14 protein-coding genes are annotated in these 17129 nt (G+C 70.5%); 11 read left to right on the top strand and 3 right to left on the bottom strand.

The genetic code is table 11. From position 1 onward, the window contains the following. The first annotated feature begins 4 nt into the window (after nt 1-4). The 5 genes from Q333_RS0106805 (at nt 5) to Q333_RS0106785 (ending at nt 4436) form a co-directional block, all read left to right on the top strand. Nucleotides 5-655: a class I SAM-dependent methyltransferase gene (locus Q333_RS0106805; protein ID WP_029415999.1), complete on the top strand. Its 651-nt coding sequence runs from the start codon at nt 5-7 to the stop codon at nt 653-655. 103 nt (nt 656-758) lie between these two features. Then, complete coding sequence (locus Q333_RS0106800) at nt 759-1082, top strand: hypothetical protein (RefSeq protein ID WP_157072389.1); 324 nt, start codon at nt 759-761, stop codon at nt 1080-1082. A 69-nt stretch (nt 1083-1151) separates the two neighbouring features. Then, nucleotides 1152-2000: a KPN_02809 family neutral zinc metallopeptidase gene (gene ypfJ / locus Q333_RS0106795; RefSeq protein ID WP_029415997.1), complete on the top strand. Its 849-nt coding sequence runs from the start codon at nt 1152-1154 to the stop codon at nt 1998-2000. A 40-nt stretch (nt 2001-2040) separates the two neighbouring features. Beyond that, nucleotides 2041-3180, top strand: coding sequence for a glutamate 5-kinase (proB, locus tag Q333_RS0106790; protein ID WP_029415996.1), 1140 nt, complete (start codon nt 2041-2043; stop codon nt 3178-3180). Next, on the top strand, nt 3177-4436 hold the full coding sequence (locus Q333_RS0106785) for a glutamate-5-semialdehyde dehydrogenase (RefSeq protein ID WP_029415995.1): 1260 nt from the start codon (nt 3177-3179) through the stop codon (nt 4434-4436). Before proB ends, Q333_RS0106785 begins: the two co-directional genes overlap by 4 nt. Here Q333_RS0106785 and Q333_RS0106780 read toward each other — a convergent pair. The 3 genes from Q333_RS0106780 to Q333_RS16385 all read right to left on the bottom strand — a co-directional run bounded on the left by Q333_RS0106780 (nt 4433) and on the right by Q333_RS16385 (nt 7467). Then, entirely contained in the window at nt 4433-5377 is a 945-nt protein-coding gene (locus Q333_RS0106780; protein WP_029415994.1) for an aspartyl protease family protein, read from the bottom strand. The genes Q333_RS0106785 and Q333_RS0106780 overlap by 4 nt on opposite strands. A 57-nt stretch (nt 5378-5434) precedes the next feature. Continuing rightward, a complete protein-coding gene (gene amaB, locus Q333_RS0106775; RefSeq protein WP_029415993.1) occupies nt 5435-6937 on the bottom strand; it encodes an L-piperidine-6-carboxylate dehydrogenase in 1503 nt (500 codons plus the stop codon). Between the two features lie 98 nt (nt 6938-7035). Continuing rightward, a complete protein-coding gene (locus tag Q333_RS16385; RefSeq protein ID WP_051651167.1) occupies nt 7036-7467 on the bottom strand; it encodes a hypothetical protein in 432 nt (143 codons plus the stop codon). Nucleotides 7468-7667: 200 nt separating this feature from the next. Between Q333_RS16385 and Q333_RS0106765 the strand changes: the two genes are divergently transcribed. The 6 genes from Q333_RS0106765 (at nt 7668) to Q333_RS0106740 (ending at nt 17088) form a co-directional block, all read left to right on the top strand. Next, entirely contained in the window at nt 7668-8063 is a 396-nt protein-coding gene (locus tag Q333_RS0106765; protein ID WP_245591494.1) for a CBS domain-containing protein, read from the top strand. 83 nt (nt 8064-8146) lie between these two features. Next, entirely contained in the window at nt 8147-8731 is a 585-nt protein-coding gene (locus Q333_RS0106760) for a hypothetical protein (protein WP_029415991.1), read from the top strand. Nucleotides 8732-8865: 134 nt separating this feature from the next. Next, a complete protein-coding gene (locus Q333_RS0106755) occupies nt 8866-11286 on the top strand; it encodes a PAS domain-containing sensor histidine kinase (RefSeq protein WP_029415990.1) in 2421 nt (806 codons plus the stop codon). 99 nt (nt 11287-11385) lie between these two features. Beyond that, nucleotides 11386-12051 carry a hypothetical protein gene (locus Q333_RS16910; protein WP_157072388.1) on the top strand — a complete coding sequence of 222 codons (666 nt, stop codon included), beginning with the start codon at nt 11386-11388 and terminating at the stop codon, nt 12049-12051. Then, a complete protein-coding gene (locus Q333_RS0106745) occupies nt 11969-13561 on the top strand; it encodes a Y-family DNA polymerase (RefSeq protein WP_035293879.1) in 1593 nt (530 codons plus the stop codon). The genes Q333_RS16910 and Q333_RS0106745 overlap by 83 nt, the downstream gene beginning before the upstream one ends. Then, complete coding sequence (locus Q333_RS0106740; RefSeq protein WP_051651165.1) at nt 13558-17088, top strand: error-prone DNA polymerase; 3531 nt, start codon at nt 13558-13560, stop codon at nt 17086-17088. The genes Q333_RS0106745 and Q333_RS0106740 overlap by 4 nt, the downstream gene beginning before the upstream one ends. Nucleotides 17089-17129: the final 41 nt, after the last annotated feature.

The raw sequence follows: 17129 nt of genomic DNA, 5'->3' as shown, positions 1-17129 counted from the left end.
GGCCGTGCCCATCGTCGATCCGACCGCCTTCATCCGCGCCAACACCCGGTTGCAGACCGTGCCGCACGCGCCGGAGATCACCCTGTGGCTCGCCGACGAGGTCACGCCCATCTGGCGGCTCACTGAAGAAGAACTCGGCGAGCTCGGCCTGCCGCCGCCCTTCTGGGCCTTCGCCTGGGCGGGGGGACAGGCGCTGGCGCGCTGGCTGCTGGATCATCCCGAGGAGGTGGCGGGAAAGCGGGTTCTGGATTTCGCGGCTGGGTCGGGGCTGGTCGGGATCGCGGCGATGAAGGCGGGGGCGGCGCATGTGCTGTGCGCCGACATCGACCCGTTCTGCGGGGCCGCCGTCGCCTTGAACGCCGAAGCAAACGGCGTGCGGGTCGACTTCACCGATGCGGACCTGCTCGATGCGCCCCCACCCGATGTCGACGTCATCTGCGCCGGTGACGTCTGCTACGAACAGCCGATGGCCGGGCGAGTCCTCGACTGGTTGGCCTCGGCGCGCGCGAAAGGGACCCGCGTCCTGATCGGTGATCCGCACCGGACCTATTTTCCGCGCGAGGGACTGGAGTTCCTCTCCGAGTACCGCGTGCCGACGACCCGGGAGCTCGAGGACTTCGAGATCAAGCGCACCTCCGTCTGGGCCCTGCCATGATCTCAGAGGTGTGAGAAAGGCCACGCTTGGCGTTCAGGGTCGATGCAACCACTTTTGCTGCATGCACCCGTGGTTTGTCCCTGTATTGCTCGCAGCCAGCACCGTGGCTTTGCCCGCCGCCGCCCAGGTCTGGCCGGGTTCTCCACCCACGAGCCAGGCGGACGTCCACCGCTATCGCCTTGAGCAGCAGCGGCTCCAGTCGGCGGAGCAGGCAGCCTTCGCCCGACAGCAGGGCCTCAGCACCCGGCTGACGCGGCTCGAGGTCGAGGCGGCGCGACAGCCTCAGCCCTATGTCCCTCTGGTCGAGCCCCTGCCGTCCTCGCGCGGGACGGCGACCTCGTCGGTCGCCGGTTCGACGGCGCGGCGCGAGGCGGTCTCCTCTGGCGTGCGCCAGATCGACGCCTGGCTGGACCGGGATCCGCGCTGATCGGCCTGCATCCCTTCCCCTCGACCGGCGTTCCGGCATAGCTTGGGGTCAAGGGCGAGGGAGAGCGACATGCGCTGGCAGGGCGGACGCAGGGGCGGCGGGATCGAGGACCGGCGCGGCATGGGCGGAGGCGCGGTCGCCGGAGGTGGCATCGGCGTCGCCGTGCTGGCCCTGATCGGCTATTTCGTCTTCGGCATCGACCCCTCGACCACGACCCAGGTCGCCAGCCAGTTCGGCGCGGCGGGCGCGTCGCAGGAGGGCCGCGAGGGCACACCGGAGGACCAGGCGGGCCTGTTCGTCGATGTGGTCGGCCGCAACATCAACGAGGTCTGGGCCCAGAAACTCGACGGTTATCAGCCGCCCGCCAACATCGTGCTCTACGAGGGCGGCACGCCGACGGGCTGCGGCTATGGCCAGGCGGCGTTCGGACCCTTCTATTGCCCCGCCGACCGGCAGGTCTATCTGGACCTCGGCTTCTGGCAGGAGATGGAGCGGATGGGCGCGTCGGGCGCCGATTTCGCCAAGGCCTATGTCCTCGCCCACGAGATCGGCCACCATGTCCAGACGCTGACAGGCGCATCCGAGCAGGTGCAGCGCGCCCAGCAGGCGGCGCGGTCGGAGGGCGAGGCGAACCGCTACTCCGTGGCGCTGGAGCTTCAGGCCGACTGCTACGCCGGAGTGTGGGCGGCCAACGCTTCAGCGGTGTCCGGCGGCGAGGTGGCGCTGGAGCCCGGCGATCTGGAAGAGGGGCTGCGCACGGCCTCGGCCATCGGCGATGACGCCCTGCAGAGGAATTCGGGACGCGGCGTGAACCCGGAGAGCTTCACCCACGGCTCGTCGGAACAGCGGATGCAGTGGCTGCAGCGCGGCTATCAGTCCGGCGACCCGGCGGCGTGCGATACCTTCGCCGGCCTCTAGGCCGCTTGTTGCACCGCGAAAGACGCGCCACAGTCGGCGAGTGACCGCCGCTCTCTCCGCTGCTGAAGCCTTGAAGTCCGCCCGCCGCGTGGTGGTGAAGGTCGGCTCGTCGCTGGTCGTCGAAGCCGACAGCCGGGGACCAGCGCTCGGCTGGATGGCGTTGCTTGCCGAGGACATCGCGGCGCTGAGATCCAGCGGGCGGCAGGTGATCCTGGTGTCCTCGGGCGCGGTGGCGCTGGGGCGTGGGCGGCTGGGGCTGGAGAAGAACGCGCGGCTGGACGAGAAGCAGGCTGCGGCCGCCGTCGGTCAGTCGCTGCTGATGCAGGCCTGGGAACAGGCGCTGAGCCCGCGCGGGATGACCCCGGCGCAGGTGCTGCTGACCCGCGACGACACCGAGCGGCGGCGGCGCTGGCTGAATGCGCGCGCGACGATCGAGGCCCTGCTGAAGCTGTCGGCCGTGCCGGTGGTCAACGAAAACGACACGGTGGCGACCGAGGAGATCCGCTATGGCGACAACGACCGGCTGGCGGCGCGGGCGGCCCAACTGGCGCGCGCGGACCTGCTGATCCTGCTGTCGGATGTGGATGGTCTTTACACGGATGATCCGAGACGAAATTCGTCGGCGGAGCATCTGCCGGTCGTCGAAGCCCTGACGCCCGAGGTGCTGGCCATGGCGGGAGGCGCCAACGCCGAGGCCGATGTCGGCACCGGCGGCATGGCGACCAAGCTGGAGGCGGCGCGGATCGCGCGCTCGGCCGGGTGCGCCACGTTGATCGTCTCGGGGCTGGCGACGCGGCCGCTGGCGGCGGTGACGGCGGGGGCGAAGGCGACCCTGATCACCGCGCCGGCAACGCCCATGCAGGCCTACAAGTCCTGGATCGCGGGAAGTCTGGAGCCGGCGGGGGCGTTGACCGTGGACGGTGGCGCGGTCGAGGCGCTGGGGTCGGGTCGCAGCCTGCTGGCGTCGGGCGTGCGCCGGGTCGAGGGCCGCTTCGATCGGGGCGACAGCGTGCGGGTGACGGGCGAGGACGGTCGGACCCTGGGCGTGGGCTTGGCCGCCTACCCCGCCGAGGAGATGGAGCGCATCCGGGGTCGCCATTCCGGAGAGATCGAGGCCATCGTCGGCTACAAGGGGCCGGGCGTGGCCATTCATAGAGACGACCTGGTGCTGACCTCATGAGCCTGGACGCGACGATGCTGGAGATGGGCCGCCGGGCGCGGGGCGGGGCCGATGCACTGCGCACCGCGACGGCGCAGACGCGGTCGGCGGCGCTGTCGGCGATGGCGGGGGCGCTACGGGATCGCTCCGACGCCATCCTGTCGGCCAATGCGGCGGACGTTGAGCGGGCGAGGGCCAGGGGCATGTCGGAGGCCCTGATCGACCGGCTGTCGCTGACGCCTGCACGCATCGCCGCCATGGCGGGCGCGGTCGAGGAGGTCGCGGCCTTTCCCGATCCGCTGGGCGCGACGACCGCGCGCTGGACCCGTCCGAATGGGCTGGAGTTCAGCAGGGTGCGGACGCCGCTGGGGGTGCTCGTCATCATCTACGAAAGCCGGCCGAACGTGACGGCCGATGCCGCGGCCCTTTGCATCCGCTCGGGCAATGCGGCGATCCTTCGCTCCGGGTCGGACTGTCTGGAGAGCGCGCTCGCCATCCACGCGGCGGTGGCCGAAGGGCTGACGGCGGCAGGCCTGCCGGGCGAGGCCGTGCAGTTGGTCGACACGCCCGACCGGGCGGCGGTTGGGGCGCTTCTGACCGGGCTCGAGGGGACCATCGATCTGCTGGTGCCGCGTGGCGGGCGCAGTCTGGTCGAGCGCGTTCAGGCCGAGGCGCGGGTGCCGGTGTTGGGTCATCTGGAAGGGATCAACCACACCTATCTGCACGGCTCGGCCCACGTCGGCATGGCGGTCGAGGTCGTGTTGAACGCGAAGATGCGGCGGGTCTCGGTCTGCGGCGCGACCGAGACCCTGCTGGTCGACCGAGAGGCGGCGGATCGCCTCCTGCCGCCGGTGGCCGAGGCCTTGTCGGCGGCGGGCTGCGAGTTGCGCGGCGACGCGGCGGCCCGGGCGCTGGTGGCCGGCATGGGCATGGCGGAGGAGGAGGACTGGTCGACCGAGTATCTGGCGCCGATCCTGTCGGTGAGGGTTGTCGACGGGCTGGACGAGGCGGTTGAGCACATCAACCGCTACGGCTCGGGCCATACCGAGGCCATCGTGGCCGAGGACGCTTTCGCGGCGGCCGCATTCCAGGCTGTGGTGGACGCCTCCATCGTACTGTGGAACGCCTCGACCCAGTTCGCCGACGGCGGCGAGTTCGGCTTCGGCGGCGAGATCGGCATCTCCACCTCTCGCCTTCATGCCCGGGGGCCGGTGGGGGCCGAGCAGCTGACCAGCTACAAGTATGTGGTGCGGGGAACGGGGCAGACGCGGCCCTAGCCGACGGTGAGGGACCGCCCCTCCGCGAGGTACAGCTGGCCCCGTCCGAGATCCATCACCAGCGTGCGCCCCTCGAAAGCCTCCATACCGAGCAGGGCGTCCGGGAATCCGGGCAGGGAGACGTCGGCGTAGATCGGCACTTCCGCGTCACGATACAGCCGGTCGCCCACCGTGACGGTGCGCGCGAGCGCCACCTCCGCCGCGATGGCGCCGCCCAGCACGATGCTGGAGGTCCGTCGTGTCGGGCGGCCATCGAGCAGGCCCGCGCCTACCGCCGCGTCGCGGCCGAGCGCCAGCAGCGCCGAAGCCCCGGTGTCGACCACGGCCTGGATGGTCGCGCCCTCGACGGTGACCTGTGTCGACAGGGCAGTCCCCTTGCGGGTGACCGCGATCGACTGGGCGTCGGTCGGCAGGACGTGGTCCTCGGGCCTCAGGAAGCGCAGGCGATGGCCGACGGTGTCGAGCTCCAGCACCGTCTCGCCGAGCAAGTCCTGGCCCAAAATCAGCGGGGCCGACAGGCCGTCGCGCATGGCCAGCGGACCCAGCGCCAGGATGGCGGTTCGCAGTTTCTCGATCCTCATCGCGCCGACGCTCAGGCTCAGCGTCGTGCCCCGCCCCATCTGCGCCCCGCCGCCGACGCCATATGCCACCAGCGGCAGGTCGATGGCGCGGTCCAGACCCAGGAGGTCGAACAGCCCGCGGTCGATGACCGAATACTGCGCGCCCGAGTCCACCAGGGCGCGGATGGTCTGGCCCGCCACGGTCACCAGCACGGTCGGCACCGAGGCGCGGGGCTCGTCGTAGGGCAGCCAGCCGCTTGAGCCGTCGGCGGGAAATGTCACGCTGGGATCACGCCACAGGACGTTCTCCCTCAGCCACCACGCGCCCCCCAGGCCGCCGGCGAGCAGGCCGGCTCTAATCAGAAGGTCGCGGCGGTTCATGCCTCAGACAGTGGGGAGCCCGTGCGGCGGTGTCGAGGCGGCGGATCGCTGCGGGGCTCAGACCTCGAACCGCACCCCCTGCGCCAACGGCAGGGCGGAGGAGAAGTTCACCGTCTGGGTCTGGCGGCGCATATAGGCTTTCCAGGCGTCGGAGCCCGACTCGCGGCCGCCGCCAGTATCCTTCTCGCCGCCGAAGGCCCCGCCAATCTCGGCGCCCGAGGGGCCGATGTTGACGTTGGCGATGCCGCAGTCCGAGCCCCAGGCGGACAGGAACTGCTCGGCCTCGCGGACACTGTCGGTGAAGACACACGAGCTCAGGCCTTGCGGCACGGCGTTCTGCAACTCCACGGCTTCGTTGAAGTCGCGCCAGGTCAGGACATAGAGGATCGGCGCGAAGGTCTCGTGCATGACGACTGGGCTCTGGGCCGACATACGAACGATGGCGGGGCGGACGTAGGCACCCGCGCGCTCGACCCGTCCGCCGCCGGTCACGATGGTCCCGCCCTCTTCTACGGCTCGGGCCAGGGCCGCGTCGAAAGCGTGTGTCGCGGCGTCGTCGATCAGGGGTCCGACCAGGACGCCGTCGTCCCTCGGGTCGCCGATAGGCAGGCTGTCATAGGCCTCGGCCAGGCGGGCGATCAGGGTCTCCGCGATATCCTCGTGCACCAGCAGGCGACGCAGGGTGGTGCAGCGCTGGCCGCAGGTGCCGACGGCGGAGAAGGCGATGGCGCCCACCGCCATGTCGAGGTCGGCGCTCGGGGTGACGATCATGGCGTTGTTGCCGCCGAGCTCCAGTAGCGACCGGCCCAGCCGCGCCGCCACGCTCTGGGCCACCGCACGGCCCATGCGGGTGGAGCCGGTGGCGGATACCAGCGGCACGCGCGGATCGGCGGCCAGGGCCTCTCCGACCTCGCGCCCGCCGATCACGACCTGAAGCAGGCCGTCCGGCGCGTCGCCGAAGCGGGCGAGCGCGCGCTCGACCACCGCGTGGGTCGCGAGCGCCGTCAGCGGCGTTTTCTCTGACGGCTTCCAGATCACCGGATCGCCGCAGACCAGGGCGAGCGCCGCGTTCCAGGCCCACACGGCGACCGGAAAGTTGAAGGCCGAGATGACCGCGACCGGGCCGAGCGGCTGCCAGGTCTCGCGCATGTGGTGGCCGGGGCGTTCGCTGGGGAGCGTCAGGCCGTAGAGCTGGCGCGACAGGCCGACGGCGAAGTCGCAGATGTCGATCATCTCTTGGACCTCACCCAGGCCCTCTGAGGCGATCTTGCCGGCCTCGAGCGTGACCAGGGCGGCGAGGTCGGCCTTGGCGGCGCGGAGCTCCACGCCGAGGAGGCGAACCAGTTCGCCGCGCCGGGGGGCTGGGACGCGACGCCAGGCGTCGAAGGCCATTGTAGCTCCAGCGATGGCGCGGTCTACGTCGTCCGGCTTGGCGGTCCGCACGGCGCCACCGGTCGACCCGTCGACCGGCGAGCGGATTGGGAGGCCTGTCGGGGTAAAGACCCCCGCGGGAACGCCAAGGCGGGAGAGGATGGCGCGGGCGTCGTCGGCGGCGGTCATGGCGGGCTCCTTGCTCGCACCGCTTAGCCTCGGCTCCGGATGAACGAAAGGGCCGCCTCCCTTTCGGACGACGGCCCCTCAATCAGGCGATCAGGCGCTTACCACCGGTCGTGACGTCCGCCGTCGCGGCGATCTTCGCGCAGCTGATAGCGGATGCGATCCAGCCGCTGCTCCAGATCGTTGCGTTCCCAGCGGCTGTAGCCGTCGCGGCCATAGCGCCAGCTCAGGCGCTGGACCTCGTCGAGCTGCCAGCGCAGGTTCTGGGCCTCGCGGCGGCTGATGGTCCCGCGATAGGCGGCGCGGTCGACGCGCTGGGCCAGACGGGCCTGTTCGCCGTTCAGGCCGCCATTGCCACCACCGTTCCAGCCGCCGTTGTAGCCGCCGCCGTGACGGTCATGATCGCGGTCGTAGCCGCCGCCATAGCCACCGCCGTGGCCACCATAGGATTGAGCCAGCGTCGGGGTCGCGATCGCGACCGCCGACGCAGCCAGGAGCGAAAGCAGCGCTTTCTTCGTCAGGGCGGTCGTCATCGAGGTCTTCCTTCAAAGCGGTCCGGGGATCGGGCCGACGGGTGAAGGAAACCACGGCGAAGCTGACACGCCTCTGAGGCGAACGTTGTCTGGCGTTCAGCCAGATGAACGGCCACGCTTCGGAACCGCGCGCAAGGCGACGGGTTCGAATGGTTCAACGCCAACCGCAGGAGATTTCCGTCGTGAGAATCCGAGACGTCATGTCCAGAGACATCCATATCGCCCAGCCAACCGACACCCTGGAGGCCGTCGCGGCGCGCATGAAGGCTGGCGACTTCGGCTTCGCGCCCGTCGTGGAGGGCGACCGGCTGGTCGGCACGGTGACGGACCGCGACATCGCTATCCGCGGCGTCGGCGAGGGCCGCCCGCCGCAGGCCGCCGTGGCCGAGGTGATGTCGCGCGGGGCGACCACGGTGCTGGACAGCGACGATCTGCGCGTGGCGCTCGACCTGATGGCCGACGGCCGCATCCGCCGACTGCCGGTGCTCGACAAGCATGATCGTCTGGTCGGCGTGGTGTCGCTGGGCGACCTGTCCACCCGCGTGAAGGAGAAATCGGCCGGCGAGACGCTGGAATCCATCTCCCGGCCCCACTGATCTTCACCGCGCCTTCACCCTGTCTCTGAACCCTGTGTCAACGCGCGAGGGGGCAGGGTGGCCGTCCAATCACGAGGGTGGCGATGGCGCGCGCGCAGTTCCAGAAGGGTCAGAAGGTCTGGGTCGAATGCGTCGGCGCCTGGGCGCACGTCGAAAAGGTCCAGCCCGTCTGGGCCAAGGGCTTCGACGAGCCCGTGCGCGTCACCTACGACGTGGGCCTGGGCCGCGAGTTTCAGGCGTCCGAACTGCTGCTGCCGTCCGAGGACGAGACGCCGGACATGGCGGGCTGGCGGCTGCTGCGGGCGCGCAACAAGTGGCAGTCGGCGGAGGACACGCCGCATCATCCCTATCCCGGCACCTATCCGGTGGTGGTCACCGACTCCGCCGACTGGGGCGGTTGGCGGGTGCCCGGCGCCGAGTACGACCGCGACCCGAACCGGATCGAGTTCCAGGCCCGCCTGATCACCGCCGCGCCCCGCCTGATGGCACTGGCCCAGCGGCTGGTCGACGCGGTAGCCGAAAACCCCGACGACGCCCCGCCCGAGAGTCTGGCCCTGGCGCGCGAGGCCCGCGATATCCTGAAGTCCGTGACCCAGATCATGGCCCCGACTGCCGAGATGCCCGCCGCCTTGGCCGCACCGGGGCCTGTCGCTCGGGTCGCCGCGTGATCCGGGGAAGGTTTCGTTAACCAAGCCTCGACAGGATTCCGCGACGCAGCTTAGATTCCGGAGCGTCGTCGAATCGCCAAGCGCTCGCCCCGGCCGTCCCGGCCGCGACGCCGCGAACTGTCCGGGAGAGCGCCTTGCGGGGCAGCGAGCGCCGCACTCAGAATCCGGGCCGAAGGGCATCGGACACCACCCCGGCGCTTCCCGCCTGGGCGCGGATCACCGTGCTGGCGTTGACTCTGGGCCTCGCCCTCTACGTCGTTCTCTTCGCTCGCGAGAGCACGCGGCCCGCTCGCGAGGCGGCGGTGCTTCGCGAACAGGCGCTGTCACGTGACGTGGCCTTCGGTGCCGCGCGTCTGGAAGCCGATCTTGCCTCGGCGCGTCTGGGACTTGCAGCGGCGCGGGCAGCACTGGCCAGAAATCCGGCTCGGCCGCTTGATGCCATAGAGGCGGCTCGCGCGGTGGCTCCCACCAACGCTTTTGCGGTTCTGGACGAGGCCGGTGCGCCCCGCGCGGTCCAGGGCGCCGAGCCCGGCGGCTTTGGTTCCTCGAGACGGGGCGAGCTCTTGCCCGCTTCGGACCGAAGTGCATTGCTGACGACGTCCGACGGGCCCGGCGGTCGCATTGTCGCGCGCACGCCGGTGCCGAGCGACCCGCGCGGTCGGCTGCTGATCGTCATGCCCCAGGTCGGCGTGATCGCGTCGGGCGAAGCGGACCTCAAGCGTCGAATCGGTGTGGGCCTTCAGCCGCTGATCGAAGCGGGAGCACCGACCAAGATCGAGCTGTCCTCGGAACGCGCCATCGAGGCGGTCGCCGCCCCCGTCGGGTCGACCGGACTCCACGCTGTGGCCTGGCGGCCGGAGAGCGCGGGCGCGGCCGCGGTCATCAGCGATCTCTGGTTGCTGATCGCGCCGCTTGGACTGGGTCTGCTCGTGCTGGGTCTGGCCTTGATGCAGCGCTGGCGTCAGAGCCGCGCCGCCAAGGTCTTCGCAGAAACCGAGCACCGCTTCCGCGTCGCCGTCGAGGCTGCCCGGTGCGGCGTCTGGGAGTGGGACACAGAGGCCGATGAGGTCATCGTTTCGGATTACATGGCCGAACTGCTGGGCCTCCCTGAGGGAGGTTCGGTGACGGCCGAAGCCGTGATGGAACGAATTCATCCCCGCTATCGCGACCTTGTCCAGCACGCCCTGCTGCAGGCATCGACGTTCGGGTCCTTCGAGGTCACCTTTCCGGTACCCGTCGAGGGGCGCGGCGCCCGCTGGATCGACGCGCGGGGTCAGGCGCGGGGCGCGAGGGGGGAGCACGGCTTTTCCATGATCATGGGCGTGGCGCTGGACATCACCGAGGCCCGCCGCGCCAAGGCCCAGGCGCAGGCAGCCGAGAACCGGCTGAGGGACGGCATCGAGAGCGTGTCGGATGCGTTTGCCCTGTTCGATCGCAACGGTCGGCTGATCCTGTGCAACGTCGCCTTCAAGGACGCTTTCGGCTTCACCGACGAGGCGCTGAGGAAGGGCGCGCTCAAGGACGAGCTGACCCGCATCGCGGCGCTCGCCATCAAGGCCGAACGCCCGTCCGCCGAGGGCCGCGCCGGAGCCCGCGAAGTCGAGCTGCACGATGGCCGCGTACTGCAGTTGAACGAGCGGTTCACCGGTGACGGCGGCACCGTGGTCACCGCCGCCGACGTGACCTTCATCCGGCGCCAGGAGCTGGAACGTCAGAAGGCGGCGGATTCCCTGCGCGCCACCGTCGACCAGCTGGAGGCCAGCCAGGAGAAACTCAGCCTTCTCGCCCGCAAGTACGAGATCGCCATGACCCGGGCCGAGGCCGCCAACCAGGCCAAGTCCGAGTTCCTGGCCAACATGTCCCATGAGCTGCGCACGCCGCTGAACGCCATCAACGGCTTCTCCGAGATCATGGCGGGCGAGATGTTCGGACCGCTGGGCGACGCCCGCTACAAGGGCTATGCCGCCGACATCCTGAAATCGGGCCAGCATCTGCTCAGCCTGATCAATGATATCCTCGACATGGCCAAGATCGAGGCGGGCAAGATGACCCTGCACTATGAGGCGGTGGATCTGGTCGAGGTCTGTGAGGACGCGACGCGCCTGATGCGCGGCAAGGCGCAGGAGGCGGGACTGGCACTGATGCTGGAAGCCGGCGACCTGCCGGAAGTCGAGGCGGACTATCGTGGCCTCAAGCAGGTCATGCTGAACCTGATCTCCAACGCCGTGAAGTTCACGCCGGAGGGCGGGTCGATCACGGTTTCGGTCCAGCCGATGGCGGGCCATCGCGTCCGGATCGCGGTAACCGACACCGGCATCGGTATCGCGGCCGAGGATCTGGCGCGCCTGGCCCAGCCGTTCGAACAGGTCGAGGGCCAGCATTCCAAGACGACCCAGGGCACGGGCTTGGGTCTGGCCCTGACCAAGTCGCTGATCGAGCTGCACGGCGGGCAGATGCTGATGGAAAGCGAGCCCGGCGAGGGCACGACGGTCAGCTTCGACATCCCTGTGCGGCGGCCGGTCGAGGCCGCCCAGCCTCAGGCTCGCGCGGCCTGATCCTAAGGGGCCACACCCTGCGTCGCTGAAGCTTTGCGATTCGGTTTGACTCGGAACCAGACTGGAACAAATAATGAACATTCAGGTTCCGTGATCGCCATGCCACCCCTTTCGCTTGAGCTCGACGCCGCCGTTCCGCCGCCCCTGACCGACCTTCCGGCCGGTCTGGAGGAGGCGTGCGCGACTGCGCCACGCGACATGGCCGCGACCTTGGCCTTCGCCCTGGCGCGGGTGACGGCGCAGGATCGACGCGGGGTGGGCCTGGCCCTGACGCGGGCCTGGCTGAACGAGCATGGCCGTCCCTATGGTCCAGGTCTGGCGCGGTTCGGGCGAGACGAGGGCGTGCTTCTGGTCGTGTGCCGGACCGAGGTCGAGGCGCTGTGGGCGATGGAGCAGGGGCTGCGGTCCGGCGGTCTGTCGCTGATGCTCGGGGGCATCGAGGGCGCGGACCTGACCCAGACGCGGCGTCTGGACTTCGCCGCCCGCGACGGGGCGTCGGCGGGGGTGCTGCTGCGGACGCGGACGGGCGATCTGTCGGCCGCGCGTCGGCGCTGGCGCATCGCGGCCGAGGCCAGCGGGGGCGACCCCGACGACGTCCGCGCGCCGGGGCCGATGCGCCTGATGGCCGAACTGACCCGCAGCCGGGGCGAACGGCCCGGCGTCTGGATGCTGGAGATGGAGGATGAGACGCATCGTCTCCGTCTGGCTGATCGACTGGCCGGTCACGGTCATGGCCCGGTCGGCCGGACCGCTCGCGCCGCCTGATCCCTTCGCGCAGGCCGCGGGGCCGCTGGCGCTCATCCTGAAGACGGCGCGAGGCGCGGTGATCCACGCCCTGAACCCGGCCGCGCGCGCCGTGGGCCTCAGTCGGGGCCAGACCCAGGCCGATGCGCTGGCCATGATCCCCCACCTGGACTGTCGCCCCGCCGATCCGGAAGCCGATGCCAGGGCGCTGCGAGCTCTGGCCGTCTGGGCCGAGCGGTGGTCGCCGTCGGTCAGCGTGGACGCCTCGGACGGCGGGCTGGAGGGGCTGTTCCTCGACGTCACCGGCGCGGCCCATCTGTTCGGCGGCGAGGCGGCCCTGATCACCCAGATCGAGCGGCGTCTGGCCGACGCCGGAGCTCGCTCCCGCGCCGCCATCGCCCCGACGCCCGGCGCGGCCTGGGCGCTTGCCCGCTGGGGAATGGCTCGACGCATCGCCGCCGACGATGCGCGCGACTTGCTGGCGCCTCTGCCGGTCGAGGCCCTGCGGATCGATGCGGCGACGATGCGTCAGGCCAGGCGGTTTGGGCTGAAGACCATCGGCGACCTCTATCCCATGCCGCGCGCGGGCCTGGCCCGCCGGTTCCGCGACGTCGACGGCGCCGGTCTGGTCCGGCGGCTGGACCAGGCCCTGGGCTTGACCGCCGAGGCCCTGATCCCCGTGCGCGCGCCCGCGAAATATCGCGGCTGGGAGGCCTATGCCGAACCCCTGACCGACACCGCCGGCATCGAGGCGCGCGCGCCGGGTCTGGCCGAGAGTCTGTCGCGTGCGCTGGAGCGGGACGGACAGGGGGCGCGGGTCCTGACGCTGACCGCCTTTCGCGTCGACGGGCGGACCAGCGAAATCTCGGTCCACATGGGTCGGGCGTCCCGCGAGGTGAAGGTCTGGCTGAGGCTGTTTCGCGAAACCGGGTTCGAGCGCATCGACCCGGGCTTCGGCGTCGACGCCCTGATGCTGTCGGCCGATGTGGCCGAGCCGCTGGCCGCGCATCAGGTCGAGATGGGTCAGGAGGCGGCGGCGCGTCAGGCTGAAGGGTTGGCCGCCCTGATCGACCGGTTGTCGGCGCGGCTGGGCGAAGACGCCGTGCGGGTCGCATCCCCCGCCGGTTCGTGGCTGCCCGAACGGGCCGAGCGCTGGCGACCGGCGCTGGCCAGTGCGCCTGTCCTGGTCGAGGGACCGGCGACGCACGAGCGCGCCCGACCGCTGATGCTGCTGGATCCGCCCGAGCCGGTGGAGGCCATCGCCGAACTGCCCGACGGGGCGCCCGCCCGCTTCACCTGGCGGCGCGTCTGTCGGCGGGTCGCCCGCGCCGACGGGCCGGAACGCCTGTCGCCGGAATGGTGGCGGCCCCGCGCCGACGGACGTCAGGTCCGCACGCGCGACTACTACCGCATCGAGGACGACCAGGGCCTGCGCTACTGGCTGTTCCGCGAGGGGCTGTACGGGCCTGAATATATGGGCGGGCCGGACGAGCGAGCGCCGTCGTGGTGGATGCACGGGATGTTCCCATGACGGGGTGGCCCCATCCCGACTGGTCCGGCGAATACGCCGAGCTGGGCGCCATGACCAACTTCAGCTTTCTGGAGGGGGCGTCCCATCCCGGCGAGCTGATGATGCAGGCCAGGGCTTTGGGTCTGTCCGCCGTGGGGGTGGCCGACCGCAATGCGATGGCCGGCATGGTCCGTGCCCTGATCGGGGCGGAGGACAACGACATCCGCCTCGTCGTTGGGTGTCGTCTGGAGTTCCTCGACGGGACCGAGCTGATCGTCTTTCCCCGCGACCGTGCCGCCTACGGCCGCCTGTGCCGTCTGCTGACGACGGGCAAGAGCGAGATCGATGTCTCTCCCCCGTCGCCTCCGGCGATGGGGGAGTGTCACGGCGCGTCTTCGCGCCGTGAGGAGGGGGGTGAGGCGGTGGTGGACCTGGGGGCTTATCGCCGCCGACGAGATGCGTCCCTTGTCCCTTCGACAGAGTCGCCCCCTCCACCCCCGGCCAAGGGGCCGGCGGTCCCGTCGTCGGATCGGATGCGATCCTTCCTCCACCCCATCGCCCAAGCGGGCGACGGGGAGGAGACGCCCGTCTCATCCCCCGAACCCGACCGCATCCCCAAGGCCGAGACGCGGCTGACGTTCGAGCAGGCGGTCGCCTTCGGTGTCGACATGATCGCCCTCGTCCCAGCTCCCGAGGTCCCTGATGCCGCCTTCGAGGCTCGGCTATTGGCCTGGCGACGGGCGTGGCCCGACGACCTCTATCTCGCCGCCCAGCCGCTGTGGCGCGGCGGGGACCGGGCGCGGCTGAACCGGCTGGCGGCGATGGCCGAGCGGACGGGGGCACCCCTGATCGCCACCAACGCCGTCCTCTATCACCACCCCGAACGCCGCCCCTTGCAGGACGTGCTGACCTGCATCCGCGAGAAGACCACCATCGACGCGGCGGGTCTTCGGCTCCAAGCCAATGCCGAACGCTACCTGAAGCCTCCGCGCCAGATGGCGCGCCTGTTCCGGGGCCATGAGGCGGCGCTGGAGCGGACGATGGTGGTGGCGCGCGCCTGTACCTTTTCCCTGCGCGAGCTCAGCTATCAGTACCCGGACGAACCCGTGCCGAACGGCTGGTCGGCGGGGCGGTGGTTGATCCGCCTGACATTCAGGGGCGCGCGCGACCGATGGCCCGACGGCGTGCCGGACAAGGTGGTCCGCACCATCGTCAAGGAAATCCGCCTGATCCGGCAGCTGAACTACGCCCACTACTTCCTGACCGTGCACGACATCGTCGCCTGGGCGCGGGGGAAGCCGCGCGAGATCCTGTGCCAGGGGCGGGGCTCGGCGGCGAACTCGGTGGTCTGCTTCTGCCTCGGCATCACCAATGTCGATCCGACCAGCCAGGACGTGCTGATCGAGCGCTTCATCTCGGCCGACCGCTCCGAGCCGCCCGACATCGACGTCGATTTCGAGCACGAGCGGCGGGAAGAGGTGATGCAGTACGTCTATCGCCGCTATGGTCGCGACCGGGCGGGCATCGTGGCGACGATCATCCACTATCGCCCGCGCTCGGCCATCCGCGACGTGGGCAAGGCGCTGGGCCTGACCGAGGATGTGACGGCGCGTCTGGCCGACACCGTCTGGGGCTCCTACGGCGCGGAGGTGAAGGACGAGCACGTCGATCGCGCGGGCGTCCGCCGCGACGACCCGCGCATGAAGCTGACGCTGGATCTGACCGCAGAGCTGATCCAGTTCCCGCGACACCTCAGCCAGCACGTCGGCGGCTATGTGCTGAGCCAGACGCCGCTGTGCGAGATCGTGCCGATCGGCAACGCGGCGATGCCGGATCGGACCTTCATCGAATGGGACAAGGACGACATCGATCATCTGAAGCTGATGAAGGTCGATGTGCTGGCGCTCGGCATGCTGACGGCGATGAAGCGGGCGTTCCGCATGATCGAGGCGAGCTATGGCCGCAAGCTGGAGCTGCACACCGTGCCGAGGGAGGTTCCGGCGGTCTATGACATGCTGTGCAAGGGCGACTCCCTCGGCGTCTTCCAGGTCGAGAGCCGGGCGCAGATGGCCATGCTGCCGCGTCTTCGACCGCGCGAGTTCTACGACCTGGTGGTGGAGGTGGCGATCGTGCGGCCGGGCCCCATCCAGGGCGACATGGTCCATCCCTATCTGAAGCGGCGGGCCGAGCGCCGGGCGGCGGAAGAGGCCGGCGTGCCCTTCCGCATCGACTATCCCCACCCCGCGCCCGAACACGGCGACAAGGACGAGCTGCGCCGCGTGCTGGACAAGACGCTGGGCGTGCCGCTGTTTCAGGAACAGGCCATGCGGATCGCCATGGAGGCGGCGCGGTTCTCGCCCAAGGAGGCCAATGGGCTGCGCCGCGCCATGGCCACCTTCCGCCACATGGGCACGATCGGCCAGTACGAGGAGATGATGGTCGGGCGGATGAAGGCGCGCGGCTACGACCCCGACTTCGCCGAGCGGTGCTTCGCCCAGATCAAAGGGTTCGGCGAGTACGGCTTTCCCGAAAGCCACGCCTGCGCCTTCGCCCACCTGGTCTATGTCTCGTCCTGGGTGAAGTGCTTCTATCCGGACGTCTTCACCGCCAGCCTGCTCAACAGCCAGCCGATGGGCTTCTATGCCCCCGCCCAGCTGGTCCGCGACGCCGTCGAGCACGGGGTCGAGGTGCGCCACCCCGACGTCAACGCCAGCGGCTGGGACGCCTCGCTGGAGGCGCGCCCAGGGCAGGATCAGCACGCCCTGCGGCTGGGCTTCCGCTCCATTGACGGCTTCCGCGAGGCCTGGGCCGAGGCCATCGTCGCCGCGCGCGAGGCCACCCCGTTCCGCGATCTGGAGGACCTGCGAGTGCGAGCCTCCTTGCCGCCGTCGGCGCTGGACCGGCTGGCGGAGGCGGACGCCTACGGCTCGCTCGATCTAAGCCGACGTCAGGGGATGTGGGCGGCGCGGGGCGCGCCCCCGGCCGCCAGCGCCCCCCTGTTCGAGGCCATGGGTCTGGACGAGGCGGACGGCGCCCCGCCCGCGGCCCTGCCCCGGCTGACGGCGGGCGAGGAGGTGGTCGGCGACTATCAGTCCATCCGCCTGTCGTTGAAGGGCCATCCGGTCGCCTTCCTGCGGGAAAAACTGACCAAGGCCGGGGCCGTGACCGCCGAGGCCTATCAGGCCGCGAAGGATAACCGCCGCGTCGCCGTCGGCGGGGTCGTGCTGGTCCGCCAGAGGCCGGGCTCGGCCAAGGGGGTGGTGTTCCTGACGCTGGAGGACGAGACCGGCGTCGCCAATCTGGTGCTGTGGCCCGATGTGTTCGAGCGGCTTCGGCCCGTGGCGATGGGCGCCCGCATGGTGCTGGCGAGGGGTCGGGTGCAGCGCGCCGACAACGTCACCCACCTGGTGGTCGAGGACCTGATCGACTGGACGCCGATGCTGGGCGAGCTGTCGGCGCAGACGCAGCCGGGTTCGGCGCACGCGCCCGCGCTGGGGCGTCATCCGAGGGATGTGCGGGTCCTGCCGGGGTCGCGCGACTTCCACTGACCTTGCCATCGCGGCCCGAAGGGACGACATAGCGCCGCTCA

Source organism: Brevundimonas bacteroides DSM 4726 (genome assembly GCF_000701445.1).
GTDB classification, from domain to species: Bacteria; Pseudomonadota; Alphaproteobacteria; order Caulobacterales; family Caulobacteraceae; genus Brevundimonas; species Brevundimonas bacteroides.
This window is presented reverse-complemented; position numbering and strand designations above follow the sequence as displayed.

What these genes read in the sequence shown, in the direction of transcription:
- ypfJ (WP_029415997.1), top strand. Translation starts at nt 1,152, where the DNA reads ATGCGCTGGCAGGGCGGACGCAGGGGCGGCGGGATCGAGGACCGGCGC.
- Q333_RS0106785 (WP_029415995.1), top strand. Translation starts at nt 3,177, where the DNA reads ATGAGCCTGGACGCGACGATGCTGGAGATGGGCCGCCGGGCGCGGGGC.
- Q333_RS0106780 (WP_029415994.1), bottom strand. Translation starts at nt 5,377, where the DNA reads ATGAACCGCCGCGACCTTCTGATTAGAGCCGGCCTGCTCGCCGGCGGC.
- amaB (WP_029415993.1), bottom strand. Translation starts at nt 6,937, where the DNA reads ATGACCGCCGCCGACGACGCCCGCGCCATCCTCTCCCGCCTTGGCGTT.
- Q333_RS16385 (WP_051651167.1), bottom strand. Translation starts at nt 7,467, where the DNA reads ATGACGACCGCCCTGACGAAGAAAGCGCTGCTTTCGCTCCTGGCTGCG.
- Q333_RS0106765 (WP_245591494.1), top strand. Translation starts at nt 7,668, where the DNA reads ATGTCCAGAGACATCCATATCGCCCAGCCAACCGACACCCTGGAGGCC.
- Q333_RS0106760 (WP_029415991.1), top strand. Translation starts at nt 8,147, where the DNA reads ATGGCGCGCGCGCAGTTCCAGAAGGGTCAGAAGGTCTGGGTCGAATGC.
- Q333_RS16910 (WP_157072388.1), top strand. Translation starts at nt 11,386, where the DNA reads ATGCCACCCCTTTCGCTTGAGCTCGACGCCGCCGTTCCGCCGCCCCTG.
- Q333_RS0106745 (WP_035293879.1), top strand. Translation starts at nt 11,969, where the DNA reads ATGAGACGCATCGTCTCCGTCTGGCTGATCGACTGGCCGGTCACGGTC.
- Q333_RS0106740 (WP_051651165.1), top strand. Translation starts at nt 13,558, where the DNA reads ATGACGGGGTGGCCCCATCCCGACTGGTCCGGCGAATACGCCGAGCTG.